The organism is Streptomyces sp. NPDC004721, assembly GCF_053601495.1.
The window spans coordinates 43,360-59,556 of the sequence record NZ_JBSGBZ010000021.1 but is presented as its reverse complement, the minus strand read 5'-3'; the positions used below and the strand labels follow the sequence as shown (position 1 = coordinate 59,556).

Below are 16,197 nucleotides of genomic sequence, written 5' to 3'. Positions count from 1 at the left end.
GGCCGTCCGCTCAGCCCTCCGCTGCGCCCTCCGGCCGCGGCGCCGCCGCGGCGGGCGGGCGGCCGTTGAACCAGAGCTTGTGCACGGCGACCTCAAGGACAGCCTCGGTCTCCAGGACACCCTCCAGGGGGCGGACCTCGCGCTGGAGGAAGGTCCACAGCTCGTTGTCGTCGGCGACCAGTACCTGGGCGAAGACATCGACGCGGCCGAGCATGGTCGAGACGTAGCTGATCTCGGAGCGGGCGCACAGTGCGGCGACCACGGCCTCGTGGTGTTCCGGGGCGACACGCAGGAACAGCAGGGCCAGGCGGCCGGCGCGGAACCGTCCGGGGTCGGCGAAGGCGGCGATCTTGAGTACGCCGGCCTCCTCCAGGCGCCGGAAGCGGGCGCGCACGGTGCCCTCGGACACGCCGAGCGAGCGGGCGATCTCGCGGAAGGCGCGGCGGCCGTCCTGTTCGAGGGCGGTGATGATCGCGTGGTCCAGGTCGTCCAGTTCGGTCATGTGCCGATCCTAGGGAGTCCGGCGAGGGGCCGTGACCACGCATCGCGTAGCCGCAGCTAGTTCACCGCGCCGATATGCGCAGCAGCCGTTACCAACATCCGCATTTCACGCACGTCAACCTCTTGCGTTTACGCAATGCGCGCCATATAGTGACGTTCACTTGGCGATGCGCAGAAAAAGATCGCATGTAATGCGCATCGCGCATCTCTTTCCAACAGAGAAGGAGGGTCGTCCCGATGCCTCATCAAGGCTCCCGCGCCCGCCGGCCGACCACCCGGCCCGAGGGCCGGTACAAAGTGGTCCGGGGTATGCCGAGGACCATCGACACCGGCGGCGGCACCGCAGCCCCCGGGCAGCCGTACGCCTCCTGGCCGGCGGAGTGCACCCCGGCCCGCCCCGAGCGCCGGCACATGGTCTCCACCGTGTGCCCGCTGCTGCCGAGTCCGCGATGAGCGCCGCCCACACCCGGTTCACCTCCACCGTGACGCACCCGCGCGAGCGCGGCCGTGAGTTCGGCGAGACCTGGCGCGAACGGGTGCGCGCGACCGCCGAGAACTACCGCGACCTGTTCGCCCGCGCCGAAGTCCCCGACCCGGACGGGCACGGCGCCCTGGCGCTGACCCGGATCGGCACCTGGGCGCCGGCCCTGGCGGACGAGATCCACGGCATCGCCGAGGGGGCCGCGCTGCCGGTCGACCGGGTCGCCGCGCTGAACGCCCGGACCGAGATACTCGCGCACCGCGACGGCAGCGGGCCTGGCGAGTGCACCACGCTCGTGGCGCTGGGCGGACCGGACGAGGAAGCGATCGCCGCGCAGAACTGGGACTGGTACGCCGGGCTGGCCGACAACTGGCTGGAGTGGGAGATCCCGCACCGTGACGGCCGCCGCACCCGGACGCTCACCGAGTTCGGCGTCGTCGGCAAGATCGGCGTCAACGACCGCGGGGTGGGCTGCCTGTTCAACATCCTCCACCACCGGCGCGACGGCGCCGGGATGGGTGTGCCGGTGCATGTGGTCAGCCGCCGTCTGCTGGACGAGACCGACACGGTCACCGAGGCGCTGAAGATCATCGGCTCCGCCGGGGTGTCCGCGTCCACCACGATCACTGTGGTCGGAGCGCTCAGCGCCGGCAAAACCGCGATCTCGTCCGAGCTGTGGCCCGGCGGCACCGGCCATGTGCTGCCCGACCCGGACGGACTGCTGCTGCACACCAACCACTTCCTGACCCGCCCCGCCGCCGACGGCGATACCGAACCGGCCACCGACCCCGACACCCTGGTGCGCTACGAGGTGCTGCGCCGCCGGCTGCACGGCCGCGGCGGCGACCTGACAGAGGCGGAGGCTCTGGCCGCGCTGGCCGACCACACCGGCGGGGTGTGCGTGCACTCCGGCGGTCCCTTCGAATTCCAGACCCTGGCCTGCGTCCGTATCGACCTCGCCGCGCGCGCCCTGCGCGCCGTACCCGGCCCGCCCTGCGGGCACCCCACACCCGGAAATCCCACCGGCGACACACCTTGAAAGCCGGACGGCAACACCTTTAAGGAGTGCTCCTCGTGCTGCGACTGAAGCGCCTCGACAACATGGACATCCTCACCCACGACGTGCAGCGGCTCGTCGACTTCTACCACGGCGTCCTGGGCCTGCCCTTCATGCTCCCGTACGTGGCCGAGGAGGAGTGGGCGGCGATCGACTTCGGCAACGTCACCCTGTACCTCTTCAAGTCCGAGGTCGGCGAGCACACCCCGCGCCGTACCGAGGTCAACCCCGAGAACCCGCCCGGACTCGACTCCTTCGCCTTCGAGGTGGACGACCTGGACGAGGCCGTCACCGAACTGGACGGCAAGGTCGCCTGGGTCACCGACGAGCAGATCGAGTGGAAGCACCCCAGCGGCGTCTGGTACCGCTACCGCCCGTTCTACGACCCGGACGGCAACATGCTCTACGTCACCGAGCCCCACAAGGGAGCCGCAGCGTGACCGGCACGTCCTCACCCGGCACGCCCGGTGCCGCCGCTCCCGCCGGCGCCCGCGACCTGACCGACCGGACGGCGCTGATCACCGGCGCCGCCCGGGGCATGGGCCGCGCCCATGCGCTCGCCCTGGCGGCCCGCGGCGCCCGACTGGCCCTGGTCGACCTGGACGGGGCCGAGCTGGCGGTCACCGCCGCCGAGGTCGCGCAGGCCGGCGGCCGGGCCCACGTGTTCACCGCCGACATCACCGACCGCGCCGCCGCCGAGGCCCTGATCGAGTCGGCCGCCGCCGAGCTGGGCGGACTCGACATCCTGGTCCACAACGCCGGTCTGATGTTCGCCATGACCGGCCTGGCCGACACCGACGACGAGGACTTCGAACGGCTGCTGGCCGTCAACGTCCGGGCACCGCTGTACCTGACCCGCGCCGCGCTGCCGTATCTGCGGCGCAGCGGGGCCGCGCGCGTGGTGTTCGTCTCCTCGCAGTGGGGCCAGGTGCCCGACGGCCACAGCTACGGCTACATGGTGTCCAAGGCCGCCCAGCTCGGTCTGATGAAGACGCTGGCCAAGGAGTTCGTGGCGGAGCGGATCATGGTCAACGCGGTCGCGCCCGGCGCGGTGGCCACCCGCATGGTCCCGCCGGAGAACCATGACGCCGAGGTCGCGGCCGTGCCGATCGGCCGGCTGGGCCGGCCGTGGGAGATCGCCGAGACGGTGGCCTTCCTGGCCGCCGACACCGGCGCCTTCATCACCGGCCAGACCATCCCCGTGAACGGTGGCGCTCTGCTCGTCGGCATCTGAGCGGGCGTCCCAGCCACCCGCGCCCAGCATCACTGCTCACGAATCGAGGATTCCATGTCCAATCCCACCACAGCCCACCCGACCAAACGCGACCAGGCAGAGCGCGCGATGCGCCACTCCTGGTTCCCGGTGGCCCGGTCCGCCGACCTCGAAACCCCACAGCCGGCCGTACTGCTCGGCGAGCGGCTGGTGGTCTTCCGCGACGGTTCGGGTACCGCCCGGGTGACCGCCCGCCGCTGTCCGCACCGTGGTGCGGACCTGTCCCAGGGCGTCGTGAACAACGGGTCGATCGGCTGCCCCTACCACGGATGGGAGTTCGACGGCGCCGACGGCACCTGCACCCGGGTGCCGTCCCTGGCCGACCAGAACCGTATCCCGCCGAAGGCCGCGATCCGCGCCTACCCGGCGGTGGAGCGCTTCGGGCACGTCTGGACGGTGCTGGAGGAGCCGGTCGTCGAGCTGTACGACCCCGCCGAGTGGCGGGACCGCGATCTGGTGTGGCTGGCCGCCGACCCGCTCGACTCGCCCACCGGGGTCGCCGCGGCGATCGAGAACTTCCGCGATGTGGCGCACTTCCCCTTCGTCCACAAGGTCTCCATGGGCCCGACCCCTGAGGTGGTCGAGCCGCTGGAGGTCCGCCGCGACGGAGTGGACGTCTTCATGGAGCGGAGGCTCGACGCGAGTTCCGGTGACTGGGCGGCCCAGGGCGACTGCCTGATGTCGTACCACTGCAGCGCGCCCGGCTTCGCGAGCATCAGCTACCACTACGAGCAGGCCGGGCTGCGGGTGGTCGCCGGATTCCCCTCCCCCGTCTCCTACGAGCAGGTCAGGATCTTCTGGGGGGTGGCCAACGAGCGCGACTTCAAGGGCGACTCCCTGGAGGAGTGCCTGCGCGTGGAGGAGATGGTCTACCTGGAGGACATGCCGGTGGTCGAGAACCTCCAGCCCCGCGAGGTCCCCTGGGACGCCGAAGTGCCCGAGTTCTCCGTTCCCGCCGACCTGTTCACGCTCAACTACCGGCGTGCCTTCGGCGAGCTGATGAACCGTACCGAACGCGTGCTCGCCGGAGAGCACACCCCCGCACGGAACTGAACCGCCATGAGCCGCACTGACCCCGCCCCGCCCGGCACCCGCCCGCTGCGGGTGACCCGGGCCGAGTCCACCGCCGACGGCGTGCTCGCCCTGACCCTGGCCGACCCCGCCGGTGCCTGCCTGCCGCCCTGGACCCCGGGGGCCCACGTGGACGTCCACGTGGACCCCGGCCTGGTCCGGCAGTACTCCCTGTGCTCCGACCCCGACGACCTCACGCACTACCGGATCGCCGTGCTGCGCGTACCCGACGGGCGCGGAGGGTCGGCCGCCGTCCACGACACGGCCCGCACCGGCCTGACGCTGCCGGTCTCCGCCCCGCGCAACCACTTCCCGCTGATCGACGCGGAGGAGTACCTACTGGTGGCCGGGGGCATCGGGATCACCCCGCTGCTGCCGATCGCCCGCCGCCTGACCACACTCGGCAGGCCCTGGCGGATGCTGTACGGCGGACGCTCCCGCGCCACCATGGCCTTCCTCGACGAACTCCCCCCGGCGCAGGTCACCGTCGTCCCCGAGGACGAGGCCGGCCGCCCCGACCTGGCCGCGTTCCTGGGCGGACAGCCCGGCGCCACGGTGTACGCCTGCGGCCCCGGCGGGCTACTCGACGCCGTGCGCGCACTGCACGCCGGCCCGGTCCACACCGAGCGGTTCACCCCACCCGACCCGGCCCCGGTCCCGGCCGACGGCGACCACGCCTTCGAGGTCGAACTGGCCCGCAGCGGGCTGAGCGTGACCGTACCCGTCGGCACCACGGTGCTGGACGCGGTCCGGGACGCCGGCGCGGACGCCCCCTCCTCCTGCGAGGCCGGGATCTGCGGCACCTGCGAGACCACCGTCCTCGACGGCACCCCCGACCACCGCGACGACCTCCTCACCCCCGAGGAGCAGGCCACCGGCCGCACCATGCTCATCTGCGTCTCCCGCTGCCGGGGCGAACGCCTGATCCTCGACCTGTGAACGCCAGCCCCTCCCCCTTCGGCGGCGACTCCAGCCGACGCGGTGGCGGGAGCAGTGGCCGGAACTGACCGTGCTGGACCGGCCAGCCGCGCGCGGCACGGCCTGGAGGAGCGGGATCAACTGCGTGACGTCGTTACGGTTGCCGCCGGTCAGGGTGGCGGCCAGCGGGATGCCGGTGGCATCGGCGATGGCCCTCGAAGCCGGAGCCGACCCCCTCGTCGTCACCCAGCCGATCAACGACAAGACAAAGAGGCGGCGCGGAAGAAACTCGACACGCGACAGATCCGCGAGATCACCGAGAGTCTTGGAGACCTCGCACAACGCATCCACACCGCCGATGCCGACAGGAAAGGGCCCCTCTACGGAGCCCTGGGCATCACCATCATCTACGAACACGCAACGAGGGCCTCGACCGTAAGGTCAGGCCCTTGCCACTGTTTGTGCCCGAGGGGGGAGTTGACCTCTACCGATACGGTCGTGGCCGCGCAAGGGCCACTCCGACTGCAAGATCTGCCAAAAGGCCCCGCTCCCGTCTCATGACCTGGTCTCCTGGGTAACGTCGGCGCGTCGGGGTCAGCGCCGAGAGGCTGCGGCCTGGAGGGCGCCGATGACCTCATCGGCAGGAAGAGCACCGGAATCCGGTGCCCTTCCGTGGACCGCGGGTGACGGTTGCCTGGTGGGTGTTCGGCTGCCGCGCCGGGCCAACCTCGGCGACGGTGGCTCCGGGCGGTCCCCGAGAGCGCGCTGCTCAGCCCTGGGACGCTCACCGAAATGCTCGCGGATCCGGGACCGCGGGCCGGGAACTCACCGGTTGGCGAGGAATTCCTTGACGGCCGCCTCGACCTCGGCACCGGTGGCGTGACGGTTGACGATCCGTATCACCTCACCCTGCAGGTCGTCCTTGCCGGTCCGCTCATAGGTGTCCGCGATCAGCACGTCCAGCCACGGGCGGGCGATGCGGTCCGGCTTGCCGGCCTGCAGGCCGTCGAAGAACGCCTTGATGGCGTCGGCGAGACGGCGCTGCGCCGCGGCCGCGTCGGCGGGTAGATCGCCGCGGCGGTCGGCGGGCAGCTTGCCGATGATCGTCCGTGCCTCGGCGAGGTCGGCGACGGCGCCGTCGATGGAGGCCTGGGTGCTGAGGTCGGCGGAGACGATCCCCGCCAGCAACTCCTGCGCCTGCACGATGTGCCGCACGACGGCGAGCCGCGCGGTCAGTGGGTCGGCGTCCGCACGGTCACGGAGCTTGGCGACCGCTTCTTCCGCGGTCTTGACGGTCTCGGCCGACGGAGCGGCCTCGGCGGCGGCGACCGCGTCTTGGGCGGCCTTCAGCGCCTGAGCCTGGCTACCGGCCAGGTCGATCCTCATCGACCCGATGATGAAGGGCAGGTTGTTCGCACCGACGATGCGCATGTCGGCGTTGCCGTTCTGACGGTTGCGGAACATGGCCTGGGGCAGGTCGAGTTTCACCGTCTGCCACGTGTTCACCATCTCCGGCGTGATCTGCACCCGTGGCGTGCTCTGGTACGCCGATCCGGTGGCCGCGGAGTCGTACTGCAGAACGAAGGAACCGGCCACCGGGGAGCGGTACTCGATGGTCGCCTTCGCGTCGTACGGGCCTCCATGGATGAAGGCGTCGTTCACGCCCAGGTAGAGGTTGTTGCCGCTGTTGAAGGTGTTCCGGTCCACCTGCAGAGCGCGCCGTCCGCCGACGGTGATCTCGTGTGCCGGTCCGCTCTCATAGGGGATCCAGTCGAGCCCGTCGGGTTCGCCGGAGAAGTCCATCGACACGTGGTCGACGGCCGGGGCGGGAGGGACCACGTCGACCCTCGCGGCGGAGACCGCTAGCGGAAGGTTTCCGGGCGCCGACAGGCGCAGGTCGGCGCCGCCGTTCTGCCTATTGGCGAACCGGGCGTCGGGGAGTTCGATGGTCGCGGTCAGCCACTGGTCGACCTGGTCGGCGCCGATGGTCACCGGCGTCGACTTCTGGTACGCCGAACCTGCGTCGGCGGAGTCGTACTGCAGGAGGAACGATCCGGCGGCCGGGGAGCGGTAGCTGATCGTGACCTTGGCCTTGTACGGTCCGCCCAAGATCGCGGCGTCGTCGACCGACAGGTAGAGCTGGTTGGCGCCGCCGAAGGGGTTCTTCTGCAGCACCAGCGCCTTCCGGCCGCCGACCTCGGTCTCGAGGAAGGGACCATCCTCATAGTCGTGGTAAGTCAGCCCGTCGCTCTTGCCGCTGTCGACGTCGAACAGGACGGTGGGCTTGTTGGGGGCCGGGACCTGTCCGGAGCCCGGGTGAGGGTCGACCCAGTCGGAGCGCTCGGCCACGTACGCCTTGCCCTGGGCATCCTTCTTCAGCACGAAGAAGTAGTCGACTGTGCCCCCGAGCGAGATGTACTCGGCCTTCAGGGACTCCTTGGTGACGGTGAGCCGCATCGCACCGAAGTGCTCGGCGTCACGGAACTGGCTGCCGGGCGCGGTGCTGAACAGCGGGGTGAGCCCAGCTCCGCCGTTGCCGCTGATGGCGATGTTGTAACCGTCTGCGGTGACGATGTGCTCGGCGTGGTGGTCATGGCCGGCGAGAATGAGGTCGACCCCAGGCATCATCTCCCAGGACCGGTCCATGTTGTTGCCGGCCTTGCCGGACGAGTAGATCGGCTGGTGGCCACCGGTGACGACCCATTCGGCGCTGCTGCCGATGACGGTGTTCTTGTACGGGTCGTAGATCGGCGGCGTCGAGGTGCCCGACGACTGGTTGCAGTTGGCGTCGGGATTGACGAAGTCGAGGAGCCCGTTGCCGAAGCCGGCCACGTACGCCACCGGCACCTTGAAGTAGTCCACGCTGGGCTGCACGCTTTCCGGGCTGCAGCCGTTGCCGTAGTCGTGGTTTCCCATGATCGGGAAGAACTTGCCGGCGTCGATGTCGGACTTGTACGGCGCCTGGGCCTTCACGACCTCCTGGGGAAGGCCCTGCTGGTAGGTGTTGTCGCCGGTGGTGAGGATGTACTGCGGATTCCACGAGTGCACCATGCCGGCGACCTGGTTCTCCTCGGCGCAGGTGCGGTCCACGCCGCAGCCGCCGTAGTCGCCGATCACGGCGAGCACCATCTCGTCCTGCACCGGCTTGGTGGGATCCACTGCCGGCGTGATCCGCTCCAAGCCTGGCCCAGCAGCGTGCGCTGCTGGGGTTACCACCGAGACGAGCACAGCGGCAGCCGCTGCTGCCGCTGTGGCGATTCCTCTGCTGGCTCTTGTCACTTTTCTGTCCTGTTCCTAGCTGCCCTGCGGGGCGTCGGCCCCGCGGCACGCTATGCCGCGCCCGTGTCCGCGCAACGAACGAGATGCGAACAGGCAAGGCGGCCCGCGATCTTCTTGAGGGCTCGACACAGGCCACAGGTGCCGGTCGCCATGCTGTATGACCGAACAGATCGACCACCTCAACGCCCACCCCGGCGAAGCCTTCACCACCACCAGGATCACCCGTATGATCAACCGCTCCACCGGTGTCATCGCCAACGCCCTCGCCACCCTCGCCAAGCAGGGCCTTCGTCCTCGCCATTTGGCCTGGCTGACGAACTACGCGGCGTGCTTCGGGGTTGCCGCGCAGTAGGTGCGTCACCACCGACTACGTAACAGAGCCCGGTCAACGGTGGATCTTCGAACAACACCTGATGACAGACGTGTCCATGTCGGCTGAGGCCGTGGAGGAAGTGAGCCGACGGGCCTGAAGCCTGACGCGCTGGACGACCAGTTGATCAGCCAACTGACGGACCGGGCCAAGGCCGACGGGATCAAGCTGACCGGAGAGGACGGATTGCTGCAGCAGTTGACGATGAATCCTCGAGGAGCAGCGCGACCCGGCCATGAAGAGGGAGCCCTGCACAACGATCTTCACTCGTTCGGGTCAACGTTCTGTATTTCTGTGCGGCGGTCCGCTCTGTCCGCGCATGTCCACGGTAAGGCAAGGAACGACGGCTGACGGGAGGCGCCGATCGTGACAGGGTCGCACCGACCGGCCAGACAGCCCCCCGCCCCTGCTACGGGCCAGGTCCTTGTGACGGAATGGGCCAGCAATTGGACTCCCTGCTCCTCCGCCGCCGGCATGCCGCCCGCCAGTGGTCTGCGATTTGCGTTCTACGGGCGGGTGTCGACCGAGGACCATCAGGACCCGAACACGTCACGGGCCTGGCAACTACTCGGCGCCCAGGCCCTCGTGTCCGGACACGGACGGATCGTCGCCGAGTTCTTCGACACCGGGCGCAGCCGCACCGTGCCCTGGGCACGCCGCCCGGAGGCCGCGGCCCTGCTCGCCGCGTTGGCCGACCCCGACCGGGAGTTCGACGCGGTCGTCATCGACTCCAGTGAACGCGCCTTCTACGGTCACCAGTTCGCGACCATGGCACCACTCTTCGACCACTATGGCATCGAGGTGTGGGTGCCGGAACTGGGCGGCGCGGCGGATCCACAGACCGCCGGGCTGGAGGAGCTGATGACCCTGCTCGGCATCCTGTCCAAGCGGGAGATCGCCCGGGCCCGGATCCGGGTGCGGGCCGCGATGACCGTGCAGACCCGCGACCAGGGCCGCTACCTCGGCGGCCGCCCGCCCTACGGCTACCGACTCGTCGACGCCGGACCGCACGCCAACCGGGCCCTCGCCCGCCGCGGCGTCCGCATACAGCGCCTCGACGTCGATTCCGAGTGCGGGCCGATCGTGTCCTGGATCTTCGCCCAGCGCCTGGCCGGGCACAGCATCGCCCGCATCACCCGCGCCCTCAACGACGCCGGCATCCCCTGCCCGTCCGCCACCGACCGGGCCCGAAACCCGCACCACAACGGTCAGCGCTGAGTGCTGAACACGGTGCGGGCCATCCTCACCAACCCCCGCTACACCGGCCGACAGGTCTGGAACCGCCAGCGCACCGACCACGACCTGCTCGACCCCGCCAACACCACCCTCGGCCACCGCGACGTCATGCGCTGGAACACCCCTGCCGACTGGATCATCTCCACCGCATCTGCACACCCGGCCCTGGTCAGCGAGGCCGACTTCATCACCGTCCAAAACTTCCGCACCCGCCGGAACGCGTCACTGGGACGCACCTACCTGATGGCGGGGCTGCTGTGCTGCGGGGTCTGCCGGCGGCGCATGGAATCGCACTGGACCCACGACCATCCCGGCTACCGATGCCGCCACGGCCACACCAGCGCCCACCGACCCGACCCGGGCCGCGCCCTCAACGCCTACCTGCGCGAAGACCACGTTCTACCGCACCTGCCCGCCCTGCTGCTCCGCCTCACCGGGCACGTGGAGCCCCTCGGGCCGGCTTCCGTGAGCAGGGAGTGAGTGCCCACACCCGCCCAGGCGATCTCCTACCTCCGCAGCCAGGAGATCCTCCTGACCTACGACCCCGCGACCAGGACCCTGACCGCGGACACACCCCAGACAGAAAGGATCACCATCAGCTGACCAAAGCCCACCGAAACGTCGACGAAGGGAGAAGCCAGACAGAAAGCACTGAAACGATGAACACCCGCCCCGGCCGGGAGCCGGAAGCGGGTGCCGATGTCCCCTGCCCAAGAACAGGGCGCCGTGCGGCAACTCTGTGTCCGAGGGCGAGTTGACCCCTACCGATACGCTCGTGATCGCGCAAGGACGGCTCGGGTTGAGACCCACGGATTCGACAGGAAAGCCGCTTTTCGCTCCGTCACCATCGTCCACGTGGGCAGCGTGACTTCCCCTCCCATTACGGCTTCGGCGTGGACACCCGCACGGGCTGCTTCATCGAGGCCGCGGCGACCGGCAGGCTCACCGGCGGGGAGAACACCGTCCCGGACGACGACAGCGCCGACAGCATCCTCGTCCTCGACAACCCGGAGTCCAGGCAAACCTCATCGTCTACCCGAGCGGCATGGGAGACAGCTCCTATCCGGCGTGGACCGGCCGGGACGACGACGCCGAGGTCACGTGCCTCGTCGCCGACATGCTGATCCTGCGCCATCACGACCTGCTGCCGAACCGGTTTCAGCAGGTGGCCTGCGGGAGCCGGCAGCGGTACTGGCGGACACCACCACAGCCGGGGTTTCAGAGTCCCCGGAAAATGCTGGTGAGCCTTTGCGTGCCCCCCCAGTTATGCTGCCTCGTCCTGAACAGGCCAGGGAGGGTCCCCCACCATGAGCAGCACCTCGTCGTCCTGGTTGAGCACGTTGTGGTAGCAGCGGAGTCATGGCCGCCCGGTGTCACCCCGAGGGTCGTTAGTGTTGCCCCATGAGCGCGTTGGACACGGCCCAGCTTGAGGCCATGATCGAAGAGGCGACTGTCGACGCCTACAACGAGGACGAGCAGCTGACCGGACTGTTCACCATGCTTGAGGAGCACCTCGACCTGCCCTTCACCACCGCGGTTCTCGGCGTCGAGGTGACCGTGCGCGGCATCGACCTCACGCCGGACGGCAGGATCGTCGCCCTGTGCTCTCGCGGAGGCATGCGGCAGTCGATCGGAATCCTGGATCTGCCTTTGCCCAGCCCGGCGCCCGAGGGCGCGGAGTGGATCGAGGCATACCGCCACTGGGCCGGTTGAGGCCGGGCACCTCACACCCACGCGGAACCGGTCTGTGTGAAAGGGCTGAACATGGCTGACGCCGTACAGGGCACGCATCGGGAAGTCGGCGAACCGTCGCTGACCGACCTCATCGAGCGCAGTGCCGAGTTGAAAGGGCAGCTGGTCGCCTTCGGGCAGAGCGCCCGCTTCGACCGGTGGTTGACGCCCCTCCTGCTGGAGGCCGCAGGGCCTGAGCGCCAGCTGGACGAGGGCGAGGCGATCCGGATCACCGACCACTTCATCCTGCGGTACCGCCTGCCGGACGGTTCGACCGTGGTGGACCGGTTCGTCGCCGGGCGCAAGGACCTGACCGCGGCCGACCGGGAGATGCTGCTCGGCTGGCGCGACCCGGTCGAGGGCATCTTCGAGATCCAGCGCAAGGAAAGGGATGCCATCGTCCTGCTGAACCTGGTCGACGACCTGGAGTACCGCACGTACTCGAATGTCGGGCAGGCGGCGTTCCGCGGAGTGTCCAAGGGGAGCTTCCTCCACACCTGCCTGGTACCGGTCCACTCGGCCGGCGAGGCGTGGCTGGTGTCCGGGGCGATGTCGAGCTACCCCAGGTCCAGCGCAACCGAGATCGCCCAGGTCGCCCTGCAACTGGCCACCAGCCAGCCCGAACTGGTCTTCCGCAACCCCCAGAAGGTCGAGCAGGGATGGCAGGCGATGCGGGAGGACCGGGCCGCGTTCGTCAAGTTCTGCGGCGGCGACGAACTGGTCCTTCCGCCTGCCGAAGCCGAGGACCTCCTCAACGCCTACTACCGCCACCGCCAGGAGTCCGCCGTCGCCGGACATCCCGACCGTGCCCGGGGCAGACGGCTCCCCGGCCTGGACCTGCCCTTTTTCGAGTTGCCGCCGGAACTGGCAGGCTCGGACACCATCGGTGTCATCTACGATCAGGTCGACGGGCTCAACTTCTACGCGGACTACGGGATGCTGCGAGACCTCTTCGCAGACCCGGCGCTCGCGGGCCGCAGGCAGTACCAGGACCTGCTGCGCACCTACCTGCGCGAGGAGTCGATCGGGCCACTGCCGATCCGCCGACTGGCTGCCGCGCACCCGGAGACAGTCGCCGCTGTGTTCCGAAAGCTGCTGCGGAAGCCTGGATTCACCTGGAGCGAGCACGGGGAGGCGCTGCTGCGCCGACGCAAGCCCTGGTACTACGCGAACGAGCCCCGCCCTGGTGTCTCCGTCATCGGCGACCGCCTCAGCGCGCTAGCCGCCGGCCGTCGACAGTCACCGTTCACACGGCCGTGATGCTGCGCAACACTGGCCATGGCGCACGGGATGGAACTGCCCCCCTCGCGGCGCGGCACGCACCATCGTGCGCCGCGAGGTCGTGATGAGTTGGGACGACCCGGCGAAGGTCGTCATCGAGCCGGGTACGTTCTCCCTCGTCTCCTACAAGGTGGACACCACCAACGGTGGCTGCGATACCTTCACCGGCTACCTCACCCCCGAGTTCAGCGCAGAGCGCGCCGCCTCGCGCCCGGGAGACGGCCCCGAGGTCGACCCGCACGAACGGAGCACGTCGCTGGAAACGCGCATGCGGGAGGCTGGCGATGCGGGGTGCGGGACTGCCACACGGCCGGGAGTTGGCCTCGAGCTTGGCCATCAGCTCGGCCACGCGTCGCCGGTACCGTGAGCGGCATGTGCAGGGAATCAGAACTCTATGGTCGGGAGCCTCAAGCGTCGCGGGTCGGTGAGTGTCTAACTGCGTGACAACACCCTGGCACCGCAGGCTGATCGCCAAGAAGTGGGACCACGCCGACCGACGCCGCACCGGCCATCCTCCCACGGCCGCCGCGCTCAAGAAGCTGGTTCTGCATCTGGCAAAGGAGAACCCGCGGTGGGGCCACCGGCGGATCCAGGGTGAGCTGGCCCGGCTGGGGCACCCGATCGCACCGTCCACGGTCTGGGAAATCCTGCACGCGGCGGCATCGGCCCGGCCCGCGCCGCACCGGCCCGAGCTGGCGTGAATTCCTCACCACCCAGGCCGAGTGGATCATCGCGGCGGACTTCTTCCACGTCGACACGATCACCGGCAGGCGGCTGTACGCGCTGGCGTCCTCGAACACGGCACCCGCCAGCTCCACATCACCGGCATCACCGCCCACCCCACCGCGCAGTGGGCGACCCGGCAGGCCCGCAATCTGACCGCCGACCTCGGCGCACGCGTCGATTCGCTCCGCTTCGTTCTCCGCGACCGCGACAGCAAGTACACCGACTCCTTCGACGCCGTCTTCGAGGCCGAAGACATGGACGTGCTGCTCAGCGCGCCACAGGCGCCGCGCATGAACTCCCACTGCGAGCGAGTGATCGGCAGATCCGGCGCGAGGTCCTCGACCACATCGTGATCGTGAACAAAGCCCACGCCCACCAGGTCCTCGCCGAGTACCAGGAGCACTACAACACGCATCGGCCACACCGATCACGAGACCAACGACCACCCAAAGCCCGGCAACAGCCACCGGTATTGCGCGATCGCGCGCCCCGCAGTCTCGCGCGCACCCGCGTCCTCGGCGGGGTCATCAACAAGTACCGATACACGGCTTGAGCTGCAGCGATGACTTTACGAGCCCCACAGGATCAACGATGCGCAGCGGGACAAGGACTCGGCACAGAAGAAGCTCGACGCCCTGCCCGCCGTGCCCCGGAAGAAGGAATCACCCCTCACCGCCGACCAGATCAAGGCGATCACCGAGAGGCTCGGTAACATCGCACAGCGTATCCAAGCCGCCGACGTCGACAAGGAAGGGCCGCTCTACGAGGCCCTGGGGATCACCATCGCTTACGACAACGCAACGAGGACCGCGACCGTTAGGTCGAGGCCCTCGATTCCGTATCGCTATAGCGAGTAGTAGTAGTGTCCGAGGGGGGACTTGAACCCCCACGCCCGATAAAGGGCACTAGCACCTCAAGCTAGCGCGTCTGCCATTCCGCCACCCGGACCAGGTGTCTGCCGCCTGACCGGGGGTGTTCCCCGCAGCGACATGGACAACAATACCAAGGTTTCGGGGTGCGTTTCACCTGCGTATCCGCCCTGGGAGGGCCTCCGGGGCGGTGGACACGGATCGTGATCGGGTCGCGACGGGCTCATCCCTCTCGGGCGAGTTCCGCGGCGCGGCTCGCGGCCGTCTCCATGGTGGCGGCCTGTTCGAGCAGGGGGTGGGCGCGCTCGTCGAGGATCGCGCGGCCGCGGGCCGCGTTGGCGCCGTCGAGGCGTACGACCAGCGGTCGGGTGAGCCGGACGGTGTCCAGGGCCTGGACGATGCCCTCGGCGACGGTGTCGCAGGCGGTGATCCCGCCGAAGACATTGACGAGGACCGACCGCACGGACGGGTCGGAGAGGATGACGGACAGCCCGTCGGCCATGAGCCGCGCGGAGGCTCCGCCGCCGATGTCCAGGAAGTTGGCGGGGCGGGCGCCGCGGCCGGCGACCATGTCCAGTGTGGACATGACCAGGCCGGCGCCGTTGCCGATGACGCCGACCTCGCCGTCCAGCCTCACGTAGGTGAGGCCGCGGGCCGCGGCCGCCGCCTCCAGCGGGTCGTCGTGCTCGGTGTGCTCCACCCCCCAGCGGGCCTGGCGGAACCGGGCGTTGCCGTCGAGGGTGATCCTGCCGTCGAGTGCGACGATCCGGCCCTGCCCCGTCCGCACCAGCGGGTCGACCTCCACCAGCAGGGCGTCCTCGCGGACCAGGACCCGCCAGAGCCGGACCAGGGTGTCCACGGACTGCGGGGGCAGGCCCGCCGCCGCGGCGATCCCGGCCGCCTTCGACGAGGTGACACCCTCGGCCGGGTCGACGGGGACGCGCGCTACCCGCTCGGGACGGCTCACGGCCGCCGCCTCGGCCTCCGTGCCGCCCCGAGCCGAGGCGAGCGCGAGGAAGCCGCCCGTCGCGCGGTCGAGGACGTAGGAGACGGAGAACTCCTCGGCGGCGTCGACCGGTTCGGCCACCATCACCTTGCGGACCCGGCGGCCCTTGATGTCCATGCCGAGGATCTGCCGAGCCGTCAGTTCGGTTGCCGCGGGGTCTGCCGCGAGTTTCACTCCGCCCGCCCTGCCCCGCCCGCCCGTCTTCACCTGGGCCTTGACGACGACCCGGCCGCCGAGCCTGCGGGCGATCTCGCGGGCCTTCTTGGAGGAGTCGGTGACCTCGGCCCTCGGCACCAAGATGCCGTACTCCTCGAAGAGTTGCCTTGCCTGGTGTTCGTAGAGGTCCATTCCGGCTCCCGTGCGGGACGGCTCCTGGCTGAAAAGTACTGCGCAACCCC

At 69.6% G+C, this 16,197-nt stretch carries 17 protein-coding genes, 1 tRNA gene and 3 pseudogenes; 16 read left to right on the top strand and 5 right to left on the bottom strand.

Annotated elements, in window-relative coordinates; all coding sequences use genetic code 11:
- Window positions 1–10: 10 nt before the first annotated feature.
- A complete protein-coding gene (locus ACWEK3_RS20755; protein ID WP_450540150.1) occupies window positions 11–502 on the bottom strand; it encodes an Lrp/AsnC family transcriptional regulator in 492 nt (163 codons plus the stop codon).
- A 236-nt stretch (window positions 503–738) separates the two neighbouring features.
- Between ACWEK3_RS20755 and ACWEK3_RS20750 the strand changes: the two genes are divergently transcribed.
- Genes ACWEK3_RS20750 through ACWEK3_RS20725 form a run of 6 tightly spaced genes read left to right on the top strand, consistent with a single transcriptional unit; the run spans window position 739 to window position 5,322 of the window.
- Window positions 739–954: a hypothetical protein gene (locus ACWEK3_RS20750; RefSeq protein ID WP_450540152.1), complete on the top strand. Its 216-nt coding sequence runs from the start codon at window positions 739–741 to the stop codon at window positions 952–954.
- Entirely contained in the window at window positions 927–2,021 is a 1,095-nt protein-coding gene (locus tag ACWEK3_RS20745; protein WP_453250284.1) for a C45 family autoproteolytic acyltransferase/hydolase, read from the top strand. The genes ACWEK3_RS20750 and ACWEK3_RS20745 overlap by 28 nt, the downstream gene beginning before the upstream one ends.
- Window positions 2,022–2,056: 35 nt before the next feature.
- On the top strand, window positions 2,057–2,479 hold the full coding sequence (locus tag ACWEK3_RS20740) for a VOC family protein (RefSeq protein ID WP_450540155.1): 423 nt from the start codon (window positions 2,057–2,059) through the stop codon (window positions 2,477–2,479).
- Window positions 2,476–3,273 (top strand): SDR family NAD(P)-dependent oxidoreductase, encoded by a 798-nt coding sequence (locus ACWEK3_RS20735; RefSeq protein ID WP_453250283.1) that lies wholly within the window; start codon window positions 2,476–2,478, stop codon window positions 3,271–3,273. The genes ACWEK3_RS20740 and ACWEK3_RS20735 overlap by 4 nt, the downstream gene beginning before the upstream one ends.
- Before the next feature lie 54 nt (window positions 3,274–3,327).
- Complete coding sequence (locus ACWEK3_RS20730; RefSeq protein WP_450540159.1) at window positions 3,328–4,365, top strand: Rieske 2Fe-2S domain-containing protein; 1,038 nt, start codon at window positions 3,328–3,330, stop codon at window positions 4,363–4,365.
- Between the two features lie 6 nt (window positions 4,366–4,371).
- On the top strand, window positions 4,372–5,322 hold the full coding sequence (locus ACWEK3_RS20725; RefSeq protein WP_453250282.1) for a PDR/VanB family oxidoreductase: 951 nt from the start codon (window positions 4,372–4,374) through the stop codon (window positions 5,320–5,322).
- 78 nt (window positions 5,323–5,400) lie between these two features.
- Here the strand turns inward: ACWEK3_RS20725 and ACWEK3_RS20720 are convergent.
- Window positions 5,401–5,511 (bottom strand): annotated as a pseudogene (locus tag ACWEK3_RS20720) (IS5/IS1182 family transposase); the annotation flags it as partial.
- 615 nt (window positions 5,512–6,126) lie between these two features.
- On the bottom strand, window positions 6,127–8,460 hold the full coding sequence (locus ACWEK3_RS20715) for a metallophosphoesterase (RefSeq protein ID WP_453250281.1): 2,334 nt from the start codon (window positions 8,458–8,460) through the stop codon (window positions 6,127–6,129).
- 277 nt (window positions 8,461–8,737) lie between these two features.
- On the opposite strand from ACWEK3_RS20715, the gene ACWEK3_RS20710 reads away from it, so the two are divergent.
- From ACWEK3_RS20710 to ACWEK3_RS20665, 10 genes and pseudogenes are all read left to right on the top strand, one after another.
- A complete protein-coding gene (locus ACWEK3_RS20710; protein WP_453250280.1) occupies window positions 8,738–8,932 on the top strand; it encodes a hypothetical protein in 195 nt (64 codons plus the stop codon).
- Between the two features lie 492 nt (window positions 8,933–9,424).
- A complete protein-coding gene (locus ACWEK3_RS20705) occupies window positions 9,425–10,168 on the top strand; it encodes a recombinase family protein (protein WP_450540167.1) in 744 nt (247 codons plus the stop codon).
- Complete coding sequence (locus ACWEK3_RS20700) at window positions 10,169–10,666, top strand: recombinase family protein (protein WP_453250279.1); 498 nt, start codon at window positions 10,169–10,171, stop codon at window positions 10,664–10,666.
- Complete coding sequence (locus ACWEK3_RS20695) at window positions 10,667–10,789, top strand: hypothetical protein (RefSeq protein ID WP_450540170.1); 123 nt, start codon at window positions 10,667–10,669, stop codon at window positions 10,787–10,789. It begins immediately after the preceding gene.
- Between the two features lie 424 nt (window positions 10,790–11,213).
- A complete protein-coding gene (locus tag ACWEK3_RS20690; protein ID WP_453250324.1) occupies window positions 11,214–11,591 on the top strand; it encodes a hypothetical protein in 378 nt (125 codons plus the stop codon).
- A complete protein-coding gene (locus ACWEK3_RS20685) occupies window positions 11,588–11,899 on the top strand; it encodes a calcium-binding protein (protein WP_450540172.1) in 312 nt (103 codons plus the stop codon). Before ACWEK3_RS20690 ends, ACWEK3_RS20685 begins: the two co-directional genes overlap by 4 nt.
- Window positions 11,900–11,950: 51 nt before the next feature.
- Window positions 11,951–13,177 carry a hypothetical protein gene (locus ACWEK3_RS20680; protein WP_450540174.1) on the top strand — a complete coding sequence of 409 codons (1,227 nt, stop codon included), beginning with the start codon at window positions 11,951–11,953 and terminating at the stop codon, window positions 13,175–13,177.
- A 55-nt stretch (window positions 13,178–13,232) separates the two neighbouring features.
- A pseudogene (locus ACWEK3_RS20675) lies at window positions 13,233–13,565 on the top strand (hypothetical protein); the annotation flags it as partial.
- An 85-nt stretch (window positions 13,566–13,650) separates the two neighbouring features.
- Window positions 13,651–14,477, top strand: a pseudogene (locus ACWEK3_RS20670) (integrase core domain-containing protein); the annotation flags it as partial.
- A 91-nt stretch (window positions 14,478–14,568) separates the two neighbouring features.
- Window positions 14,569–14,781 carry a hypothetical protein gene (locus ACWEK3_RS20665; protein WP_450547401.1) on the top strand — a complete coding sequence of 71 codons (213 nt, stop codon included), beginning with the start codon at window positions 14,569–14,571 and terminating at the stop codon, window positions 14,779–14,781.
- A 6-nt stretch (window positions 14,782–14,787) separates the two neighbouring features.
- On the opposite strand, the gene ACWEK3_RS20660 is transcribed toward ACWEK3_RS20665, so the two are convergent.
- Both ACWEK3_RS20660 and sucC read right to left on the bottom strand, forming a co-directional pair.
- A tRNA-Leu gene (locus tag ACWEK3_RS20660) sits at window positions 14,788–14,872 on the bottom strand.
- Between the two features lie 144 nt (window positions 14,873–15,016).
- Window positions 15,017–16,147: an ADP-forming succinate--CoA ligase subunit beta gene (gene sucC / locus ACWEK3_RS20655; RefSeq protein ID WP_453250278.1), complete on the bottom strand. Its 1,131-nt coding sequence runs from the start codon at window positions 16,145–16,147 to the stop codon at window positions 15,017–15,019.
- Window positions 16,148–16,197 lie beyond the last annotated feature (50 nt).

Excerpts from the sequence above, each read along its gene's own strand:
- ACWEK3_RS20750 (WP_450540152.1), top strand. The coding sequence starts at position 739 with ATGCCTCATCAAGGCTCCCGCGCCCGCCGGCCGACCACCCGGCCCGAG.
- ACWEK3_RS20755 (WP_450540150.1), bottom strand. The coding sequence starts at position 502 with ATGACCGAACTGGACGACCTGGACCACGCGATCATCACCGCCCTCGAA.
- ACWEK3_RS20705 (WP_450540167.1), top strand. The coding sequence starts at position 9,425 with ATGCCGCCCGCCAGTGGTCTGCGATTTGCGTTCTACGGGCGGGTGTCG.
- sucC (WP_453250278.1), bottom strand. The coding sequence starts at position 16,147 with ATGGACCTCTACGAACACCAGGCAAGGCAACTCTTCGAGGAGTACGGC.
- ACWEK3_RS20685 (WP_450540172.1), top strand. The coding sequence starts at position 11,588 with ATGAGCGCGTTGGACACGGCCCAGCTTGAGGCCATGATCGAAGAGGCG.
- ACWEK3_RS20710 (WP_453250280.1), top strand. The coding sequence starts at position 8,738 with ATGACCGAACAGATCGACCACCTCAACGCCCACCCCGGCGAAGCCTTC.
- ACWEK3_RS20730 (WP_450540159.1), top strand. The coding sequence starts at position 3,328 with ATGTCCAATCCCACCACAGCCCACCCGACCAAACGCGACCAGGCAGAG.
- ACWEK3_RS20680 (WP_450540174.1), top strand. The coding sequence starts at position 11,951 with ATGGCTGACGCCGTACAGGGCACGCATCGGGAAGTCGGCGAACCGTCG.
- ACWEK3_RS20725 (WP_453250282.1), top strand. The coding sequence starts at position 4,372 with ATGAGCCGCACTGACCCCGCCCCGCCCGGCACCCGCCCGCTGCGGGTG.